This is a genomic window from Rhizobium sp. 18055 (assembly GCF_902706285.1).
In the GTDB taxonomy this organism is placed as follows: domain Bacteria; phylum Pseudomonadota; class Alphaproteobacteria; order Rhizobiales; family Rhizobiaceae; genus Rhizobium.
In genome coordinates, this window is record NZ_CACSKD010000007.1 from 39,210 (window position 1) to 57,310 (window position 18,101).

The window sequence follows — 18,101 nt, forward strand, 5'->3', positions numbered from 1 at the left end:
GGCATTTGGCTCGCGGCACTCAGTAATCGGGAAAGCCCCGGCTTCTCCACTGGCCCTTGGGCACAGGATCGCCGACGTCATAGGCAAACGACACAACCTTTGTGGCATCGGCATCAACCTCGCATCGGAAGCTCATGTCATACCAGCGTGCACTCGCCCGGAATGCGCCGCGCTTCACTTCCAGCACCGTCCCCTGCTTCAACCGATAGGACGGCAGCAGCTCCGGCCTATAGCCCTCGGGCGAATGCTTGAGCTGCTCGCGCAACTCGGTGGTGCAGAGCTCCGCGATCCGTATCCCGCGTGGCATGCCGTCTATCGCCGTTCTCGCCACCGTGTCGCCTGTATCGTTCTGCGAGTATATCTTCTTGGCCTTCGTCAACGGATCTGTGCCCGCCTCGGCAGTTGGTGCCGGGTCGGCCTTGGCAACCTCAGTTGGCTTTTCCCGCACGACATCGGTGGTCGTCACACCCAGCGCCTCGGCAGGCGGCCCGTTGTTCTCCTGGTGGCTGGCGGACATGGCAACCTCGGGCAGGTTTATATCATCCGGAACAGGCTTTGCGGCCGGCTTCTCGCCGCCATCTGGCTTGCCTGCCGACGCGCTATCCTCTGGCTTCGGCTCCTGCGCATCGGGCGTCGTTGCGGGCTTGCCCGAAGCGGTCGATGAATCGCCGTCGTCAGCCTTCTCGGGCCCGGTACTCTTGTCGCCGAATTCGAAGACAGGCCGCATTGGCTGAATCGGTTGTGGCTTTCCCTCCTTGCCTGATGGCTGATCATCGGGCTTTGCCTGTTCGGCAGGATCCGGCTTCGGCGGCTCCTCAGCCTTCTTCTCCTCGGGCTTTGCTTCCGGTGGCTTTTCCTCGGGCGGCTTCGGCTCTGGCTGCTTCGGCGGTTCCGGTGGCTTCGGCGGTTCGGGCGGTTTGTCCTCAGGCTTCGGCGGCGGAGGTGGCGGCGGCTCTTGCGCCTTGGCTTCCTCTTTTGGTGCCTCTTCAGGCTTTGCCTCTGCCTTCTGCTCCTCCGGCTTCTGCTCGTCGGCCGGTTTCTGCGCCGCAGCTGGCTGCTCCGGCTTCTTCTCCTCAGGCTTCGGCTCTTCCGGGATCTTCAGCGCCGCCTGCTCTTCCGGTTTCTTCTCGTCAGGCTTCTTTTCCTCGGGCGGCGGCACCATCTCGACGCTGACGGTCTCTTCCTGCGGCGGCGGCGCTCGTTCCGGCAGCTGGACCAGAAAGGCGGAAACGACAGCGAGATGCAGCAAGACCGAGACGATCACGCCCCAGCCAAATAGTCCCCATCGCTTTTCCAGAATCTTGGCCATGCCCACGCAGCTGCTAGACGACAAACAGTCGATGTGGCCTTTTAACAAGGCATCATCAAGCCTTAAAACAAAAAAACAGCCTTACGTGATGACGGCATGGATATGCAGGCGCGACACAGGCGTCCCTGATGCAAAAGCGCCAAGCCCTGAGGTCAGGAAGGCAGATGGAGAGCAACGTGACGGTTGGCGTCCCCGCCTATCCGAGCGATCCGATGATCTCGCGATACGCAGCCTCCGGAAAGGCTTTCAGCGTCCGCGTGCGCACATTTCCACCCATCCCCAGCGACAGCCCGAAACGTGCCATGACGGCGTCATCAGGCGCCTCGCAGATCGCCACGAGATCATAGTCTCCGAGCGTCAGAAAGAAGTGCTGGAACGAGCCGCCCATATCGCCAAGCAGCTTCTTTGCCGCGTCCAGCCGCTTGGCCGAATCGCGAACATTGCGGACGCCCTGATCCGTCCAGTTGATAAGCACGATGTAAGCGGTCATTGCACACCTCCCGACGGAGGGGCTTGGGTCGATATCGGCGTTCGGCGACCTTCGCTTGCGCGCTGCGGCCCTCCTCCGTGACAACCATTCTACGCCCGTTCCCGGAGAGCGACAACAAAGCGACCCTGACGGCGGCAGCTAAAACGAAAAAGCCGGACACAAGGCCCGGCTTTTCAAAGTTGATACGCATCGTTCGCCTGAGCGAAGACGAAACCTAGCTGTCGAGGAACGACCGTAGCTTGCGCGACCGGCTCGGGTGCTTCAGCTTGCGCAGCGCCTTGGCTTCGATCTGACGGATACGTTCGCGGGTCACCGAGAACTGCTGACCGACCTCTTCGAGCGTGTGGTCGGTGTTCATGCCGATGCCGAAGCGCATGCGAAGAACGCGTTCTTCGCGTGGCGTCAGCGAGGCGAGGACCCGGGTCGTCGTTTCGCGAAGGTTCGCCTGAATGGCGGCGTCGATCGGCAGCAGCGCGTTCTTGTCTTCGATGAAGTCGCCCAGGTGGCTGTCTTCTTCGTCACCCACAGGGGTTTCGAGCGAGATCGGCTCCTTGGCAATCTTCAGGACCTTGCGGACCTTTTCGAGCGGCATGGCGAGCTTCTCGGCCAGTTCTTCCGGCGTCGGCTCGCGACCGATCTCGTGCAGCATCTGGCGCGATGTACGAACGATCTTGTTGATCGTTTCGATCATGTGCACCGGAATACGGATCGTGCGCGCTTGGTCGGCGATCGAGCGGGTGATCGCTTGACGAATCCACCATGTCGCATAGGTCGAGAACTTGTAGCCACGACGGTATTCGAACTTGTCGACCGCCTTCATCAGGCCGATATTGCCTTCCTGAATGAGATCGAGGAACTGCAGGCCGCGGTTCGTGTACTTCTTGGCGATGGAGATGACGAGGCGAAGGTTCGCTTCGACCATTTCCTTCTTGGCGATGCGCGCTTCGCGCTCGCCCTTCTGCACCATCGACACGATGCGACGGAACTCGGCGATCGAGATGCCGGTTTCGGTCGCCAGATTCTGGATCTCCTGGCGGATATCGCGGATCGTCGTGTTTTCGCCCTTGGCGAATTCCTTCCAGCCGCGCGCCGCCAGATTGCCGATAGACTTCATCCAGTTCGGATCAAGCTCGGCGCCCTGATACTGCTCGAGGAACGAGTCACGCTTGACGCCATAGGATTCGGCCAGGCGCAGCAGACGGCCTTCGTTCTGCATCAGTCGCTTGGAGATGTCGTAGAGCTGCTCGACGAGGGCATCGACGCGGTTCTGGTTCAGCGACAGAGACTTGACGGCCTTGATGAGCTCATCCTTGAGCTCCTTGTAGCGACGCTCCTGTGCGGACGACAGCGTACCGGCCGCGGCAAGACGCTGCTCGACCTGCTGGTCCTGCAGCTTGCGCAGCTTCTTGTAGGTCTCGGCGATGGTGTCGAGCGTTTCCATGACCTGCGGACGCAGCTCGGCTTCCATGGCGGCCAGAGAAAGGTTGGACTCGTCTTCGTCCTCTTCCTCTTCTTCGCCCGGAAGGCCCTCGCCGCCGACATTGGTGATGTCGTCGTCACCGGTGCGGATACGGCGCGTCTTTTCCTTTTCTTCGGCAGCCTTGCGGTCAGCCTCGATCTTCTCGGGGCTCTGGAACTGCGGAGCAGCCTTCGCCTCTGGACCGGAATAGGTTGTTTCGAGATCGATGATCTCGCGCAGCAGCGTCGTGCCTTCGTTGAGTTCGTCGCGCCAGATGATGATCGCCTGGAAGGTCAGCGGGCTCTCGCAGAGACCACCGATCATCGTCTCGCGGCCGGCCTCGATGCGCTTGGCGATGGCAATTTCGCCTTCGCGCGACAGAAGCTCCACCGAACCCATTTCGCGCAGATACATGCGCACCGGATCATCGGTACGATCGGTCGGCTCTTTCTTCTTGGCGGTCGCAAGTGCGGTACCGCCGGAAGGTGCGAGTTCGCCGCCTTCGCTTTCCTCGTCGGAATTCGAATCGTCGTCGCCGCTGCTGTCATTGCTGCCAGCTTCTTCGGCTTCCTCATCCTCGATGACGTTGATGCCCATATCGGAGAGCATCGACATCGTGTCTTCGATCTGTTCGGATGTCACTTCTTCGGACGGAAGAACGGCGTTGAGCTCGTCCATCGTCACATAGCCGCGCTTTTTCGCGGCCTTGATCATTTTCTTGACCGCGTCATCGGAAAGATCGAGAAGAGGGCCGTCGGTGCCGCCGTCGCGTTCGACTTCCGCTTCTTCGTTCTCTTTGACCTTGGTTGCCATGTATATCGTCGCCTTCCTGACGCTATTCAAACTCGCTGCGGTAAACGGCCATATCAAAGCCGGCACGCCGCAAACGGCCGTCTCGAATCACCTGATCCCACATAAAGGGATGAGATTTAATGCCTGATTAACCACGATTGCCGGCACCGGACGACAGAGCTTATATCTCAACAAATGTCCGGCCATGGTTGTGCGATCTGCCCTTGACCCAGTTCACCGCTATTCAAGACGAACGGTGATTCCCACAATTTTAGTTCTCGTCAAGCTTTTCCAGTAAAAAAGCGTCAGAAAACTCGGAAAATGCCTTATCCACAGGCTACGCACCGCCCAAGCGGCTGCCAACCATAAATAGGATGTCACCACGAGAAGACAAGGGCGCCGGCCATTCTTCGCGAACGGCCAAGTTGTCGCAAGGTTTCGCACACACCCATATAGGTGATCTGCGCCGACGGGAAGCACAATGCGACGTCTCCTGCAATTACCAGTCCATCACCACCTTGCCCGAATTGCCCGACCGCATCGCCTCGAAGCCCTCGCGGAAATCGTCGATGCCGATCCGGTGGGTGATGATCGGCGCCAGATCGAGCCCGCCCTGGACGAAGGCAATCATCTTGTACCAGGTCTCGAACATCTCGCGGCCATAGATACCCTTCAGATTCAGCATCTTGAAAATCACCTTGTTCCAGTCGATCTCGAAGCCGGCGGGCGCAATGCCGAGAATGGCGATCTTGCCACCATTGTTCATCTTGTCGATCATGTCGCGGAAGGCAGGTGCTGCCCCCGACATCTCCAGCCCGACGTCAAAGCCTTCGGTCATGCCGATCGATGTCATCACGTCGGACAGGTTTTCTTTCGAAGCGTCGACCACATGATCGATCCCAAGCTTGCGGGCGAGTGCCAGCCGGTTCGGGTTGATATCGGTGATCACCACCTTGCGCGCACCGGATCGCTTGGCGACCATCGCCCCCATGATCCCGATCGGCCCGGCGCCTGTCACCAGCACATCCTCACCGACCAGATCGAACGACAGCGCCGTATGCACCGCATTGCCGAACGGATCGAAGATCGCCGCAATCTCGTCGGGAATATCATCGGGGATCGGCACGACATTGGCTGCCGGAATACAGACGAACTCGCCGAACGAGCCCGGACGGTGGACGCCGACGCCGAGCGTGTTGCGGCAGAGATGCCCGCGCCCGGCCCGGCAATTGCGACACTTGCCGCAAACGATATGCCCCTCGCCCGACACCCGCTCGCCGACATGATATTTGGTGACCGCCGAGCCGATCTCGGCAATCACGCCTGAAAACTCATGCCCCACCACCATCGGCACCGGAATGGTCTTCTGCGCCCACTGGTCCCAGTTCCAGATATGCACATCGGTGCCGCAGATCGCCGACTTCTTCACCTTGATCAGCACATCGTTCGGCCCGACCTCGGGCACCGGCACCTGCTCCATCCACAGCCCGACCTCCGGCTTCGACTTCACCAGCGCCTTCATCATGTTCGACATGCACATTCCTCCTCAGGTGCCAGCCCCACACTCCTTCCCTTCTCCCCTCGGGGAGAAGGTGCCCGTCAGGGCGGATGAGGGGGCGACGCGGCACAATGTTCAATCAACCAAACTCTTCGCTACACGCTCAGGACCTCGCTGCGCTCGCCCCCTCATCTGTCCTTCGGACATCTTCTCCCCGAGGGGAGAAGAGAAGACGAGAGAAAAGCTAGTTCCTGCTAAATCACACCCAACTCGCGCCCGGCCTCGGCAAACGCCGCAATCGCCCGCTCGACATCCGCGCGCGAATGCGCTGCCGACATCTGCGTCCTGATCCGCGCCTGCCCTTTCGGCACGACGGGGAAGGAGAAGCCGATCACGTAGACGCCCTTCTTCAGCATCGACGCCGCCATATCCTGCGCCAGCTTGGCGTCACCCAGCATCACAGGAATGATCGGATGCCCCTCGCCCGCCAGCGTAAAGCCGAGCTTGGTCATCTCCGAGCGGAACAGCGTGGCATTGTCGGCAAGCCTCGCCCGCAGAGCATCGCCATTGTCGATCAGGTCGAACACCTTCAACGATGCCGCCGCAATCACCGGCGCCAGCGTGTTGGAAAACAGATAGGGCCGCGAACGCTGCCGCAGCCACTCGACCACCTCCGCCTTGGCCGAGGTATAGCCGCCCGACGCGCCGCCCAGCGCCTTGCCGAGCGTGCCAGTGATGATATCCACCCGACCCTCGACGCCGCAATGCTCGGCCGATCCGCGCCCATGCTGGCCGACGAAGCCGACCGCATGGCTGTCATCGACCATCACCATCGCGCCGTACTTCTCGGCGAGATCACAGACGCCCTCAAGATTGGCGATGATCCCGTCCATCGAAAACACGCCATCGGTGGCAACAAGCTTGAAGCGGCACCCCTCCGCCTTCTTCAACTCTTCCTCAAGTGCCACCATGTCGTTGTTGGCATAGCGGAAGCGCTTGGCCTTGGAGAGCCGCACGCCATCGATGATCGAGGCATGGTTCAGCGCATCGGAAATGATCGCGTCTTCCTCGCCCAGCAGCGTCTCGAACAGCCCGCCATTGGCATCGAAGCAGGACGAATAGAGGATCGTATCCTCCATGCCCAAGAAAGATGATATCCGCGCCTCGAGCTGCTTGTGTTCCTCCTGCGTACCGCAGATGAAGCGCACCGAGGCCATGCCATAGCCATAGCGATCGAGCGCGGCTTTCCCGGCCTCGGCCAGTTCCGCATTGTCGGCAAGCCCGAGATAGTTGTTGGCGCAGAAATTCAGCACCCGCTCGCCGGATGCAATGGCGATCTCGCCCGCCTGTTTCGAGGTGATGACACGCTCGGCCTTGTAAAGGCCGCCATCCTTGAGAGCGGCGATTTCGGTGCGGAGGTGGGAGAGGAATTGCGAGGTCATTGATGGCCCTTCTCTGATGCTTCCCGATGTCGCCGGGCTAGCATATTACCGCCCGCTTGTCTTGCCAGCGCAACGCGGCCAGGCAAGCAGCAGGAGAAACGGCCGAGCATTTTTGTCGGCATCAGAAAAAGCCGAACCGTCAGTCGTCGTGGCTGAGGATCACATCCAGAAACGCACCGCCATAACGCTCGAGCTTCGATTGCCCGACGCCGGAAATGCCCAGCAGTTCTTTCGAAGTGCGCGGCCGCTCGGTCGCAAAGGCAATCAGCGTCGTATCCGGGAACACCACATAGGGCGGCACGCCCAGCGATTTGGCGATCGACGTGCGCTCGGCCCGCAAAGCGTCGAACAGCACGCCATCGCCGCCGGCAAGCGCCGACCGCCGCTCGCCCTGCGCAGCCTTCTTCGTGCGCCGCTCGGAAGCCGGCCGATCCTTGCGGAAGAACACCTCGCGTTCCCGCTTGAACACCGCCCGCGCGCCCTCGTCCAGCTTCAGCGCCCCGAAGGCCGCGTGGTCGACCCGCACCAGCCCCATCGCCAGCAATTGGCGATAGACTGATTGCCATGTCCGCGAGGCGATATCCTTGCCGGCGCCGAACACCGGCATTTCGGCATGACCGAAACGCTCGGTCTTCTCGTTGACATTGCCGAGCAGCACATCGATCAGATGGCCGGTGCCGAAGCGTTCGCCGGTGCGATAGATCGCCGCCAGCGCCTTGATCGCTGCATCCGTCCCTTCCCAGGTCTCGACTGGCTTCAGGCAGGTATCGCAGCCACCGCAATTGCCGCCATGGCTCTCGCCGAAATGCGCAAGGATCGCCTGTCTACGGCACGATGCCGTCTCGCAGATGGCAAGCAGCGCGTTGAGCTTGGAACGCTCCACCCGCTTGATGTCATCGCCGGCACTACCCTCATCGATCATCCGCCCGCGCTGGATGACGTCGGCCATGCCGTAGGCCATCCAGACCTCCGACGGCAGCCCGTCGCGGCCGGCGCGGCCGGTCTCCTGGTAATAGGCCTCGACCGAGCCCGGCAGATCGAGATGCGCGACATAGCGCACATTCGGCTTGTCGATCCCCATGCCGAAGGCGACGGTGGCCACAAGGCAGAGATCTTCCTCTTTCAGGAACGCGTCCTGATTGGCGTCGCGCACCGCGCGCTCCATGCCGGCGTGATAGGCCAGCGCCCGGATGCCCTGCGTGTTCAGCCACTCGGCCGTATCCTCGACCTTGGCGCGCGACAGGCAATAGACGATGCCGCTATTGCCCTTATGGCCACTCAGAAACCGCAGCAACTGCTGGCGCGGTTGGTCGCGCTCGACGATTTCGTAGGAAATGTTCGGCCGGTCGAAACTGGTGGTAAAAATCTCGGCGTTGTTCAGCCCAAGCCGCGCGGCGATATCGTCGCGCGTATGCGGATCGGCCGTCGCTGTCAGCGCGATGCGGGGAACGCCGGGATAGTGTTCGGCAAGCTTGCCGAGTTCGCGGTATTCCGGCCGGAAGTCGTGTCCCCACTGCGAGACACAATGGGCTTCATCGATCGCAAACAGCGCGATCTTCGAATTGCCGATGATGTCGCGGAACCCCTCCATCAGGATGCGTTCCGGCGTCACATAGAGCAGGTCGAGATTGCCGGACGAAATCGCCCGCCGAACCTCGACATACTCTTCCCGCGTCAGGGAAGAGTTCAGCGCCGCCGCCCTGATGCCGAGCTGCTTCATCGCCTCGACCTGGTCGCGCATCAGCGCAATCAGCGGCGAAACGACGATACCGAGACCATCGCGGCAAAGTGCCGGAATCTGGAAACACACCGATTTGCCGGCGCCTGTCGGAAACAGCACCAGCGCGTCGCCGCCGGCCACCACATGCTCGACCACCTGCTGCTGCTTGCCGCGGAATGCCGGATAGCCATAGACCCGGTTCAAAATGCCAAGCGGCGTACGCTCCGCGCCGAACAGCGCATCGCCCGCTGAAAATGCCGTATCGCCTCTATCCATCAGTGGTTAGCCGCCCCTTTGACGCGGCCCGAAAGCACGCCGAAGCCATCGATGATGGCTTCCTGATTTTCGAGCCGAAGCCCCTCGAAGTGAACCTCCTGCAGCGCTCGCATCAGCTGGTCGATAACCTCGCCATTGCCGCTTTCGGTGGCTTCCGCGATCTCTGTTTCCAGCTCGATCTTCTGCCAGCGCAGCGCCTTGGCGCGCTTGTGGAACGCCAGAGCCTGACGATAGCCCTCGCGGGCATCCTCCATCGCAGCCTGCTCGGTGGCGATCCAGAGACGGGCATTGCGGATCTGCTGCTCCAGCGCCTGGATCAACACGGCAAACCCCTGCTCCTCCAGCCGCTCGATCAGATATTCCCGCGTCAGATGCGGCCCGGCCACGGCGGCCGCCGCCCCCAGCATCCCCGACCACAGCCGCTGCAGCTCGCGGCTGTCATAATCGATCGAGGCGATCTCATCATATTCGTCCTGCATCAGCGCCGGATGGTTGATGACGGTCAGCGCCAGTACGCTCTCGCGCAAGGCAGGCGTTTCCTGATGACCGCGCACCAGCCCGGAGCGTGCCAGCCGGTCGGAAATGCCCCCGCCTGAAACGCGGGCGCCGCGTGGGGCCTCGTTGCCGCGCCCCTTGTTCTGGCCCCTGCTCTGCCCATTGCCGCGATCGAAGCTGCCCCGATCAAAGCTGTTACGCTCGAAATTGCGCCGCTCGCCACCAACACGGTTCTGGAACTGCGGCTGGAAGAAACCGTTCAGCCGGTCGCGCATGTCCTGCTGGTAGTGCCGGCGGACATTCTCGTCGGCAATGACGGCGACAAGCAGGCGCAGCCGCGCTTCAAGCTCGGCCTTGGATTCCGGCGTCTCGAACGTGCCGGTCTTGAGTTCGCGGCTCCAGATCATCTCGGCCAGCGGCTTCGCCTGGCTCATTACCTTGTCGAACGGCGCCCGCCCCTCGTTGCGCACCAGATCATCCGGATCCTTGCCGTCGGGCAGCATCGCAAAGCGCACGGTCTTGCCCGGCTTGATATGCGGCAATGCCAGATCGGCAGCGCGATTGGCGGCGCGAATACCGGCGCCGTCGCCGTCGAAGCACAGCACCGGCTGCGGCGTCATCCGCCAAAGCAGCTCCAGCTGGTTTTCGGTCAGCGCCGTGCCGAGCGGAGCCACAGCATTCTCGACGCCCGCCTGATGAAGCGCGATCACGTCCATATAGCCTTCGACGGCAATGATCGTGCTGTCGCCGCTGGCGCCCTGCGTGGCACGCCGCGCCCGGGTGAAATTGTAGAGCACGTTGCCCTTGTGAAAGAGCTCAGTCTCATTAGAATTCAGATACTTGGCCGGCGCATCCGGCGACATCGCACGGCCGCCGAAGGCGATCACCTTCTCGCGCGACGACAGGATCGGAAACATGATGCGGTCGCGGAAGCGGTCGTAGGAGACCGGGATCTCCGGTCCGTGCACCACCAGCCCGCAGGCCTCGATCTGATCCTTCGGAACGCCCTTGCCGGCCAGATGCTCCTTCAGCGCATTGCGGCTGTCGGATGCGAAGCCCAATCGGAACGTCTCGATCGTCCGCCCGGTCAGCCCGCGATCACGCAGGTAGGCACGGGCTCTGGCACCGTTTGCCGTCTGCAACTGGTCCTGAAAATACTGTGTCGCCAGTTCCATCACGTCGAGGAGTGTCGTCCGCTCCTTCTCGCGCTTTTCCATCACAGGGTCGGCGATCGGCATGGCGATACCGGCCATGTCGGCGACAGTCTGCACCGCTTCCGGAAAGCTCAAGCCTTCCAGTTCGGTCAGGAACCGGAAGTGATCGCCCGTGACCCCGCAGCCGAAGCAATGATAGCGCCCCTTGCGATCCTCGCAGTGAAAGCTCGGCGACTTCTCGCCATGAAACGGGCAGCAGGCCCAGTAATCGGCGCGCGGTACGTTGGTCTTGCGCTTGTCCCAGCTCACGCGACGACCGATCACGTCCGAAATCGGCACGCGGTCGCGTATCTCGTCGAGAAATGAGTTTGAAAAGCGCATCTAAACCTCTTGGCTGCGCTTCCATATAACCAGCTTATCCCCCCGATGCCACGCTGTTCGGCACCAAGGCAGACTATACACAGCTTCTGAGCCGCGTTTATCGGCCCGCAGGCCTGTGGATATAGCAATCAACAAACCGTGATCAGCCTGCGACAGGGGGTGCGACAACGATTGCTGTGGCACCAAATCTGCAACCAAGCGCGCTTGAGACCTGCGACAAAAAGCGTCACGCCGATTCGCATGAAAATCATTTGAAAACATCATACTAATGAAAGTAGAGAGCTTACGAAACGCCATCACGCCGCTCGTTTCATAACGAATGAGTCAAGCGAGCCGCCACACTTAAGGCAGCCGCAGCGCGAATTATTATTTTTTTGTAATTTGAATCATTCGCCGCACCGCAATAACCTTCAACTCAACAAAGCGATCCCCTTGCAAGGCACCATCCCTACCCCCGGCGCCGCCTTGCAAGGGTGTCTTTGCAAATACCCGCTGACGTGGGCCCAGGCCCTGCGTTGTCAGCCGGAGCAAAGAGCAAGAAGGCAGGAACGCCCCCAGTTCCTGCCTTCTTTAATTTCTATCTTAAGTTTAATATTCGAGATCGACCATCTCTGCCTGTGGAATATTCCACCAGCAATCGATTGACAGTTGCAGGGCCCAAGTCCAAGGAAGGCAACATTTTCGAATGGTTGCCGTATGCCACATAAGGTTGAAGATTTTCTAGACAGTGACGCCTTCTTCGCGTTGGTGCTTGAATGCGCACGCGAAATGTTGGCGATATACCGTGAAAGCCCGCGCATCGCTTCCATCTTCGCCGCCCAGCAACGCTGGTTGATGGCGCAATCCGGCTTCGCACTTCATTTCGGATACCCGGATGAACCGGGCCGCGGCCTCTACTCCGGCCGCTTCATCGCCTTCGCCATCGACCACAAGATCGCCAGCCGGAACACTGCCGCCGCTTTCATGCAGGAAATGCTCGCCTATCGCTTCCTGCGCGTGATCGAAAGCCCCTCAGACAGGCGCACCCGCTATCTAGAGCCGACGCAAACGGCGCTCGAGCATTTCTACAAATGGCTCGCCGCCCATCTGATGATCCTCGACAATCTCGATGGCGGAGATCGCCTCGACCAGGCGATGAAGGATCCGACTGTTTTCGCCCGTATGCAGCCGCTGATCGCCAAGGGCATCATCGACAGCACCGCCGTGCGCGACCCCGGTGCGACCTATAATCTGTTCAACTGGGCCAATTCCGGCGGACTGGTGATGGATTTCCTGATGACCCGCATCGCCACGTCCGACACCTCGACGGAGCGCGTCTCGATCGGCAGATTGTCGCTCAAGGAAATCCGCGATCAGTTCATGATTTCGAACACCCACCTGAAGCGCCTCCTGTCGCAGGCGTCCGAGATGGGCAGCATCGGCTGGTCCGAGCCATCCTTCAAGGGCGAGGCCTGGCTGTCGCGCAATTTCATCCGGGAATACTGGGGCTACCAGGCGGCAAAGTTCACCGTCATCGACGCAGCCGCCGAGAAGGTGATCGGGCCCGCGGTCGCAAGGACCGCGCGCCTGGCCTGATCAATATCGCCTGATCGATCAGTTCAGCAGTTCCTTCACGGCGCCTGAAGCCTTGGAGAAGTCCATCTGGCCGGCATAGCGTTCCTTCAGCACCGCCATCACCTTGCCCATGTCCTTCGGACCGGCCGCACCGGTTTCGGCAATGATCGCCGAGATGTTGGCGCGCACGTCCGAATCGGACAACTGCTTCGGCATGAAATCCTGGACCACGACGATTTCGGCGCGTTCCTTGGCAGCCAGTTCCGGCCTCGCATTCTCTTCGTAGATCTTCGCCGATTCGTCGCGCTGCTTCACCATCTTGGCGAGGATCTGCAGGATCTCGTCATCGCTGGCCTCTTCCTTGCCAACACCGCGATTGGCGATATCCCGGTCCTTGACGGCCGCCTGAATCAGCCGAACCGTCGAAAGCCGCTCGGCATTTCTGGCCTTCATCGCATCCTTGAGGGCGGCGGCGAGTTGATCGCGCAACATCGTAAATACTCCTGTTTGAATGTCGCTTCATAAACCACGCGAATGCATCGGATCAAATAAATTGCGAGAACCGCGACAGAAAGCGGCAGAAAACCCTAGGAAACTGCGGTAGAAAGATTGACCTCGGGACATGGCGTGGCTATCTACCGCCACCTGCACCAAAATTCGTGACCAGGCCTGAAAGCGCGTGCCTTGCCGCGCGCACACGCTTGCGAACCAAATGGCCGGCCAACGTTGCCCAAGAACGTGTGGCTGCCGGAAACGGGATGAAGATGACCGCGACAGCACCCTGGACAACCGAAAAGCCGACCGCCCTGCTCGTTCTGGCAGACGGCACAGTGATCGAAGGCAGGGGCATCGGCGCGACCGGCAACGTCCAGGCCGAAGTGGTCTTCAACACCGCACTGACCGGCTATGAAGAGATCATGACCGATCCGTCCTACCTCGGCCAGATCGTCACCTTCACCTTCCCGCACATCGGCAATATCGGTACCAACGACGAAGACATCGAAGACCTGACGCCGGCAGCACGCCACGGCGCGGTCGGCGTCATCTTCAAGGCCGACATGACCGACCCGTCCAACTACCGCGCCGTCAAGCATCTCGATGCCTGGCTGAAGGCCCGCGGCGTCATCGGGCTCTGCGGCGTCGACACCCGCGCGCTGACCGCGTGGATTCGCGAGAACGGCGCCCCGAACGCCGTCATCGCCCATGATCCCAACGGCGTCTTCGACATCGACGCGCTGAAGGCCGAAGCCAAGGCCTGGAGCGGCCTCGAAGGCCTCGACCTCGCCAAGATCGCTTCCTCCGGCCAGTCGTCGCAGTGGTCGCAGACCCCCTGGGTCTGGAACGAAGGCTATGGGGAACTGAAGGCGGAAGACGCCAAGTACCACGTCGTCTGCCTCGACTACGGCGTCAAGCGCAACATCCTGCGCCTGTTTGCCGGTCTCGACTGCAAGGTCACCGTCATGCCGGCTACAACAAGCGCCGAAGACGTGCTCGCCATGCAGCCGGACGGCATCTTCCTGTCGAACGGCCCGGGCGACCCGGCAGCCACCAGCGCATATGCCGTTCCTGTCATCCAGCAGTTGATCAAGACCGATGTCCCTGTCTTCGGCATCTGCCTCGGCCACCAGATGCTGGGTCTGGCGCTCGGCGCCAAGACCGAAAAGATGCACCAGGGCCACCACGGCGCCAACCACCCGGTCAAGGACCACACGACTGGCAAGGTCGAGATCGTATCGATGAACCACGGCTTCGCAGTCGACACGAAGTCGCTGCCCGAAGGTGTTGAGGAGACTCACGTTTCCCTGTTCGACGGCACCAATTGCGGCTTGCGCCTCACCGGCAAGCAGGTCTTCTCGGTCCAGCACCACCCGGAAGCTTCCCCCGGCCCGCAGGACAGCCACTACCTCTTCCGCCGCTTCATCAACATGGTGCGCGAAAAGAAGGGCGAACCGGCTCTGGCCGAGCGCTGAGACGCCATGCGTTTAAGAGATTGAATGACGAAAGCTCCGGATCGATGGTCCGGAGCTTTTTTCATGCGAATGGATAGGCGGTCAGGCCGCGCTCTTGCCAATTCCTGTCATGGAGGGCGTCAGCGCAATCCCGAGTGCCTTCATCACCTTGATAATGGTTGCAAACTCAGGATTCCCCTCGCCGCTCAGCGCCTTGTAGAGCGAGGCACGGCTCATGCCGGTATCGCGGGCGAGTTTGCTCATGTTCTGCGCTCTTGCAACGACGCCAAGGCTCAGTGCAATGAAGGCGGGATCTTCGGTCTCGAAAGCCGCGATCATATATTCTTCAATAGCCTCTGGTGTATCGAGAAATTCCGCACCATCGAAAGGCGTTACTTGCAGTGTCATGAATTCACTCCTTCCAATCGCCGGCAAGGCGCTTGGCTTCCGCGATATCTTTGTCCTGACCACGTTTATCTCCGCCGCAAAGCAACAGGATCAGCAGCGGACCTCGGCGCACAAAATAGACCCTGTAACCCGGTCCATAGTCTATGCGCAGTTCGCTTACGCCCTCACCGACAGGCTTTACGTCACCGGCATTTCCCGCCTCGAGTCGGCTGATGCGTATGGAAATACGGGCAACTGCCCGGCGATCCTTCAAGCCGCCAAGCCACTTTCGGAAGACATCGGTCTTGTAGATGACGATCACCCACGAACTGTACTCGACTGGATACAGTCTGTCGATATCAGGCGGAACCCGGACGCATCACGCTCCCGCCATATCTCCCTCGCGCCGCATCAGAACATAGAACCGCGCACACAGCATGATCGCAGCCGTAAACAGCCCGATCAGAAAGCCGAGCCAGATGCCGATGCCGCCGAGACCGAGCGGAAACGCCAGCAGCCATGCAAGGAAGAAGCCGATCGGCCAGTAGGCGACCAGTGCCATGATCATTGGCACCCGCGCATCCTTCAGCCCGCGCAACAGCCCGTTGGCAATCGCCTGCAGGCCATCCACCAGCTGGAACAGTCCGGCGATGACGATCAGCGGTCCGGCATAGGCCAGCACCTGTGGTGCTTCAGCCGAATGCGTATCGAGGAACCAGCTGGCAAAAAAACCGGGCATGATCGCAAAAAGCAGCCCGCCGATGGCCGAAATGGCGCAGGCGATGACGAATACCGATACGGCTGCCCTGACGAGGGCCACATGATCGCCCTGCCCGTGGGCAACGCCGACGCGAACGGTTGCCGCCTGCGACAGCCCGAGCGGGATCATGAAGGCGATCGAGGCCCATTGCAGCGCAATACCGTGCGCCGCGAGCTCGATCGTGCCGATCCGGCCCATCAAAAGCGACGCCATCGTGAACAGGCTGACTTCGGCGAGGATGGTAATGCTGATCGGTAAGCCGAGACGCAAAACCTCGAAGAACGCCTTCCAGTCCGGCCGCCAGAAGCGCACCAGGATCTCGTAGCGCCGGGTTTCCGGCCGGCTCTGGACATAGGCGAGGATGAAGAAGAAGCCCGCGGTCTGCACGACGACCGAGACGATCGCAGCACCTTCCAGCCCCATTGCCGGCAGGCCGAAATGGCCAAGCACCAGCACATAGGCAAAGATCGCGTTCAGCACCAGCATGGCGATCGTCACGTTGAGGATCACCGCCGCCTTACCGATCGCACTCACCAGCGCCCGCATGACGTTGTAGAGCAAACCCGGCAGCACGGCGAACTGGCCAATGACGATATAGCTATGCGCCAACGCAGCGACCTCGGGCGTCTGGCCGGCAGCGAGCAGGATGCGCTCGGAATTGAAGAAGGCCGGCAGCATCAGCACCCAGAAGGCGATGACGACCCACAGGCCCATGCGCAGCGACCGGCGCACACTGACGACATCGCCGCGACCGTAAGCCTGCGCCACCATCGGGATGACGGCGATCGAGAAGCCGGAACCGAAGACCAGGATCGTGAACAGGAACTGGCCAGCCAGCACCATGGCGGCCAGATGTTCGGCGCCGAGCCGCCCGACGATCATCACGTCAGTCGTGTTGATACCGAGCTGGGCAAGCTGCGCGCCGATCAGCGGAATCCCGAGCGCCAGCGTGGCGCGAATATGCGCGCTCCAACGGTTATCGGTTGTCGGCGCAAGCTTTCGCGCGTCGATCGGCATGTCCATGACACTGTCCTGTGAGTTGATAGCGATGGCCGCACAATTCGGCCCGTGAGACGACGATCTAGCCGAAATCGAGCGAAACGAATACCCGGAAACATGCAAATGATGAAATATTCATCATCACATCAGTGATTCTGATCGTTCCTCCTTCAGCCCTCCGAGCACGGAACCGGGCTTCGATATCCGCACCCGCAGCAGAAACACGATCACGGCAATGGCAATGAAGAAGGCCGCAGCCAGAAACGGCGCCCCGGCAAAGGTGATTGCTGTATCCGGCCCGGTAAAATGGCCGAACATCTGCGTGAAGATCAGCGGCCCGACGATCGTGGTGATGCTGCTGAGGCTCGTCAGCGCCCCCTGCAACTCACCCTGCGCCGATGGCGGCACCTTGCCGGCGGCGATGCTGCGCAGCGGCGGATCGGCGACATTTTCCATCACCGTCAGCACGATCACCGCATAGACCATCCATCCCTGCCACGCGAAGGCATAGCCGGTCAGCCCGACCACCGAGAAGCAGAGGCCGACAACGGCGGTCTTCCATTCCCCGAGGACAGGCACGATCTTCGGCAGCACCAGCGCCATGACCACGGCAGCACCAATCCCGTAAATCCCAAGCGACAGCCCGATCTCTCCCTCACTCCAGCCGAAACGGTAAGTCGAGACGAACGACCAGACGGCCGGATAGACCGCATGCGCCAGCCAGAAGAGAAACAGCACGGCGGAGATCCAGCCGATGCCGGGATAGCTGCGCATCTGCTTCAGCGCCCCGAGCGGATTGGCGCGCTTCCATTCGAAGGCACGCCGGTTCTTCGCGTCCAGCGTCTCCGGCAGCAGGAAGCAGGCGGCAACGAAATTGAGGAAGGAGACCGCCGCAGCGCCATAGAACGGCACCCGCGGGCCGAACTCGCCCAGAAACCCGCCGATTACTGGACCGACGGTAAAGCCGACACCGAAGGCGATCCCGATCAGCCCGAAATTCTTCGCGCGGTTCTCTTCCGTGCTGATGTCGGCGATATAGGCGGAACAGGTGGCAAAGCTGCCGCCGCTCAGGCCCGCCAGCATCCGTCCTATGAAGAGCATCCAGAAGCTCGTGGCCAGCGCGCAGATCAGGTTGTCGATCGCAAACGTCAGCACCGACAGCAGCAGGATCGGACGCCGCCCGAACCGGTCGCTGAGATTGCCGAGAAACGGCGCAAACAGGAACTGCATGCAGGCGTAGACGACCAGCAGCCACCCGCCATCGAGCGCCGCATCGCTGACCGAACCGCCGGTCAACTGTTCGAGATAGGCCGGCAACACGGGCATGATGATCGCGATCCCGATCACGTCGAGAAACAGGATCATGAAAACAAGGAAAAGGCCGCGGCGAACGAATTTCGGATCGAGCATGCGATGTCTCTACAGCTGTCTGTTGT

14 protein-coding genes are annotated in these 18,101 nt (G+C 61.0%); 2 read left to right on the plus strand and 12 right to left on the minus strand.

What is annotated here, in order from left to right; all coding sequences use genetic code 11:
* Positions 1 to 19 precede the first annotated feature (19 nt).
* From GVL52_RS13980 to dnaG, 7 genes are all read right to left on the minus strand, one after another.
* Complete coding sequence (locus GVL52_RS13980) at positions 20 to 1,309, minus strand: DUF930 domain-containing protein (protein ID WP_160008056.1); 1,290 nt, start codon at positions 1,307 to 1,309, stop codon at positions 20 to 22.
* Between the two features lie 196 nt (positions 1,310 to 1,505).
* Positions 1,506 to 1,799 (minus strand): GYD domain-containing protein, encoded by a 294-nt coding sequence (locus tag GVL52_RS13985; RefSeq protein ID WP_160008058.1) that lies wholly within the window; start codon positions 1,797 to 1,799, stop codon positions 1,506 to 1,508.
* 214 nt (positions 1,800 to 2,013) lie between these two features.
* Positions 2,014 to 4,071, minus strand: coding sequence for an RNA polymerase sigma factor RpoD (rpoD, locus tag GVL52_RS13990; RefSeq protein ID WP_160008060.1), 2,058 nt, complete (start codon positions 4,069 to 4,071; stop codon positions 2,014 to 2,016).
* A 478-nt stretch (positions 4,072 to 4,549) separates the two neighbouring features.
* Positions 4,550 to 5,584, minus strand: coding sequence for an L-threonine 3-dehydrogenase (gene tdh, locus GVL52_RS13995; protein WP_160008062.1), 1,035 nt, complete (start codon positions 5,582 to 5,584; stop codon positions 4,550 to 4,552).
* Positions 5,585 to 5,802: 218 nt separating this feature from the next.
* Complete coding sequence (locus GVL52_RS14000; protein WP_160008064.1) at positions 5,803 to 6,990, minus strand: glycine C-acetyltransferase; 1,188 nt, start codon at positions 6,988 to 6,990, stop codon at positions 5,803 to 5,805.
* A gap of 139 nt (positions 6,991 to 7,129) precedes the next feature.
* On the minus strand, positions 7,130 to 8,986 hold the full coding sequence (gene recQ, locus GVL52_RS14005) for a DNA helicase RecQ (RefSeq protein WP_160008066.1): 1,857 nt from the start codon (positions 8,984 to 8,986) through the stop codon (positions 7,130 to 7,132).
* Positions 8,986 to 11,016 (minus strand): DNA primase, encoded by a 2,031-nt coding sequence (gene dnaG / locus GVL52_RS14010; protein ID WP_160008068.1) that lies wholly within the window; start codon positions 11,014 to 11,016, stop codon positions 8,986 to 8,988. The genes recQ and dnaG overlap by 1 nt, the downstream gene beginning before the upstream one ends.
* A gap of 696 nt (positions 11,017 to 11,712) precedes the next feature.
* On the opposite strand from dnaG, the gene GVL52_RS14015 reads away from it, so the two are divergent.
* Positions 11,713 to 12,591 (plus strand): hypothetical protein, encoded by an 879-nt coding sequence (locus GVL52_RS14015; RefSeq protein ID WP_160008070.1) that lies wholly within the window; start codon positions 11,713 to 11,715, stop codon positions 12,589 to 12,591.
* An 18-nt stretch (positions 12,592 to 12,609) separates the two neighbouring features.
* Here GVL52_RS14015 and GVL52_RS14020 read toward each other — a convergent pair whose 3' ends face one another.
* The gene (locus GVL52_RS14020) at positions 12,610 to 13,062 is read right to left on the minus strand and encodes a GatB/YqeY domain-containing protein (protein ID WP_160008072.1); all 453 of its coding nucleotides are present in this window, start codon (positions 13,060 to 13,062) and stop codon (positions 12,610 to 12,612) included.
* A gap of 272 nt (positions 13,063 to 13,334) precedes the next feature.
* Here GVL52_RS14020 and carA point away from each other — a divergent pair, with 272 nt between their 5' ends.
* A complete protein-coding gene (carA, locus tag GVL52_RS14025) occupies positions 13,335 to 14,540 on the plus strand; it encodes a glutamine-hydrolyzing carbamoyl-phosphate synthase small subunit (protein WP_160008074.1) in 1,206 nt (401 codons plus the stop codon).
* A gap of 81 nt (positions 14,541 to 14,621) precedes the next feature.
* Here the strand turns inward: carA and GVL52_RS14030 are convergent, their stop codons facing one another.
* The 4 genes from GVL52_RS14030 to GVL52_RS14045 all read right to left on the minus strand — a co-directional run bounded on the left by GVL52_RS14030 (position 14,622) and on the right by GVL52_RS14045 (position 18,075).
* Entirely contained in the window at positions 14,622 to 14,927 is a 306-nt protein-coding gene (locus GVL52_RS14030; protein ID WP_160008076.1) for an addiction module antidote protein, read from the minus strand.
* Positions 14,928 to 14,931: 4 nt separating this feature from the next.
* Positions 14,932 to 15,228 carry a type II toxin-antitoxin system RelE/ParE family toxin gene (locus tag GVL52_RS14035; RefSeq protein ID WP_160008078.1) on the minus strand — a complete coding sequence of 99 codons (297 nt, stop codon included), beginning with the start codon at positions 15,226 to 15,228 and terminating at the stop codon, positions 14,932 to 14,934.
* 57 nt (positions 15,229 to 15,285) lie between these two features.
* The gene (locus tag GVL52_RS14040; protein WP_160008080.1) at positions 15,286 to 16,689 is read right to left on the minus strand and encodes an MATE family efflux transporter; all 1,404 of its coding nucleotides are present in this window, start codon (positions 16,687 to 16,689) and stop codon (positions 15,286 to 15,288) included.
* Between the two features lie 117 nt (positions 16,690 to 16,806).
* Entirely contained in the window at positions 16,807 to 18,075 is a 1,269-nt protein-coding gene (locus GVL52_RS14045) for a TCR/Tet family MFS transporter (RefSeq protein WP_160008082.1), read from the minus strand.
* Positions 18,076 to 18,101 lie beyond the last annotated feature (26 nt).

What these genes read in the sequence shown, in the direction of transcription:
- GVL52_RS13980 (WP_160008056.1), bottom strand. Translation starts at nt 1,309, where the DNA reads ATGGCCAAGATTCTGGAAAAGCGATGGGGACTATTTGGCTGGGGCGTG.
- GVL52_RS13985 (WP_160008058.1), bottom strand. Translation starts at nt 1,799, where the DNA reads ATGACCGCTTACATCGTGCTTATCAACTGGACGGATCAGGGCGTCCGC.
- rpoD (WP_160008060.1), bottom strand. Translation starts at nt 4,071, where the DNA reads ATGGCAACCAAGGTCAAAGAGAACGAAGAAGCGGAAGTCGAACGCGAC.
- tdh (WP_160008062.1), bottom strand. Translation starts at nt 5,584, where the DNA reads ATGTCGAACATGATGAAGGCGCTGGTGAAGTCGAAGCCGGAGGTCGGG.
- GVL52_RS14000 (WP_160008064.1), bottom strand. Translation starts at nt 6,990, where the DNA reads ATGACCTCGCAATTCCTCTCCCACCTCCGCACCGAAATCGCCGCTCTC.
- recQ (WP_160008066.1), bottom strand. Translation starts at nt 8,986, where the DNA reads ATGGATAGAGGCGATACGGCATTTTCAGCGGGCGATGCGCTGTTCGGC.
- dnaG (WP_160008068.1), bottom strand. Translation starts at nt 11,016, where the DNA reads ATGCGCTTTTCAAACTCATTTCTCGACGAGATACGCGACCGCGTGCCG.
- GVL52_RS14015 (WP_160008070.1), top strand. Translation starts at nt 11,713, where the DNA reads ATGCCACATAAGGTTGAAGATTTTCTAGACAGTGACGCCTTCTTCGCG.
- GVL52_RS14020 (WP_160008072.1), bottom strand. Translation starts at nt 13,062, where the DNA reads ATGTTGCGCGATCAACTCGCCGCCGCCCTCAAGGATGCGATGAAGGCC.
- carA (WP_160008074.1), top strand. Translation starts at nt 13,335, where the DNA reads ATGACCGCGACAGCACCCTGGACAACCGAAAAGCCGACCGCCCTGCTC.
- GVL52_RS14030 (WP_160008076.1), bottom strand. Translation starts at nt 14,927, where the DNA reads ATGACACTGCAAGTAACGCCTTTCGATGGTGCGGAATTTCTCGATACA.
- GVL52_RS14040 (WP_160008080.1), bottom strand. Translation starts at nt 16,689, where the DNA reads ATGGACATGCCGATCGACGCGCGAAAGCTTGCGCCGACAACCGATAAC.
- GVL52_RS14045 (WP_160008082.1), bottom strand. Translation starts at nt 18,075, where the DNA reads ATGCTCGATCCGAAATTCGTTCGCCGCGGCCTTTTCCTTGTTTTCATG.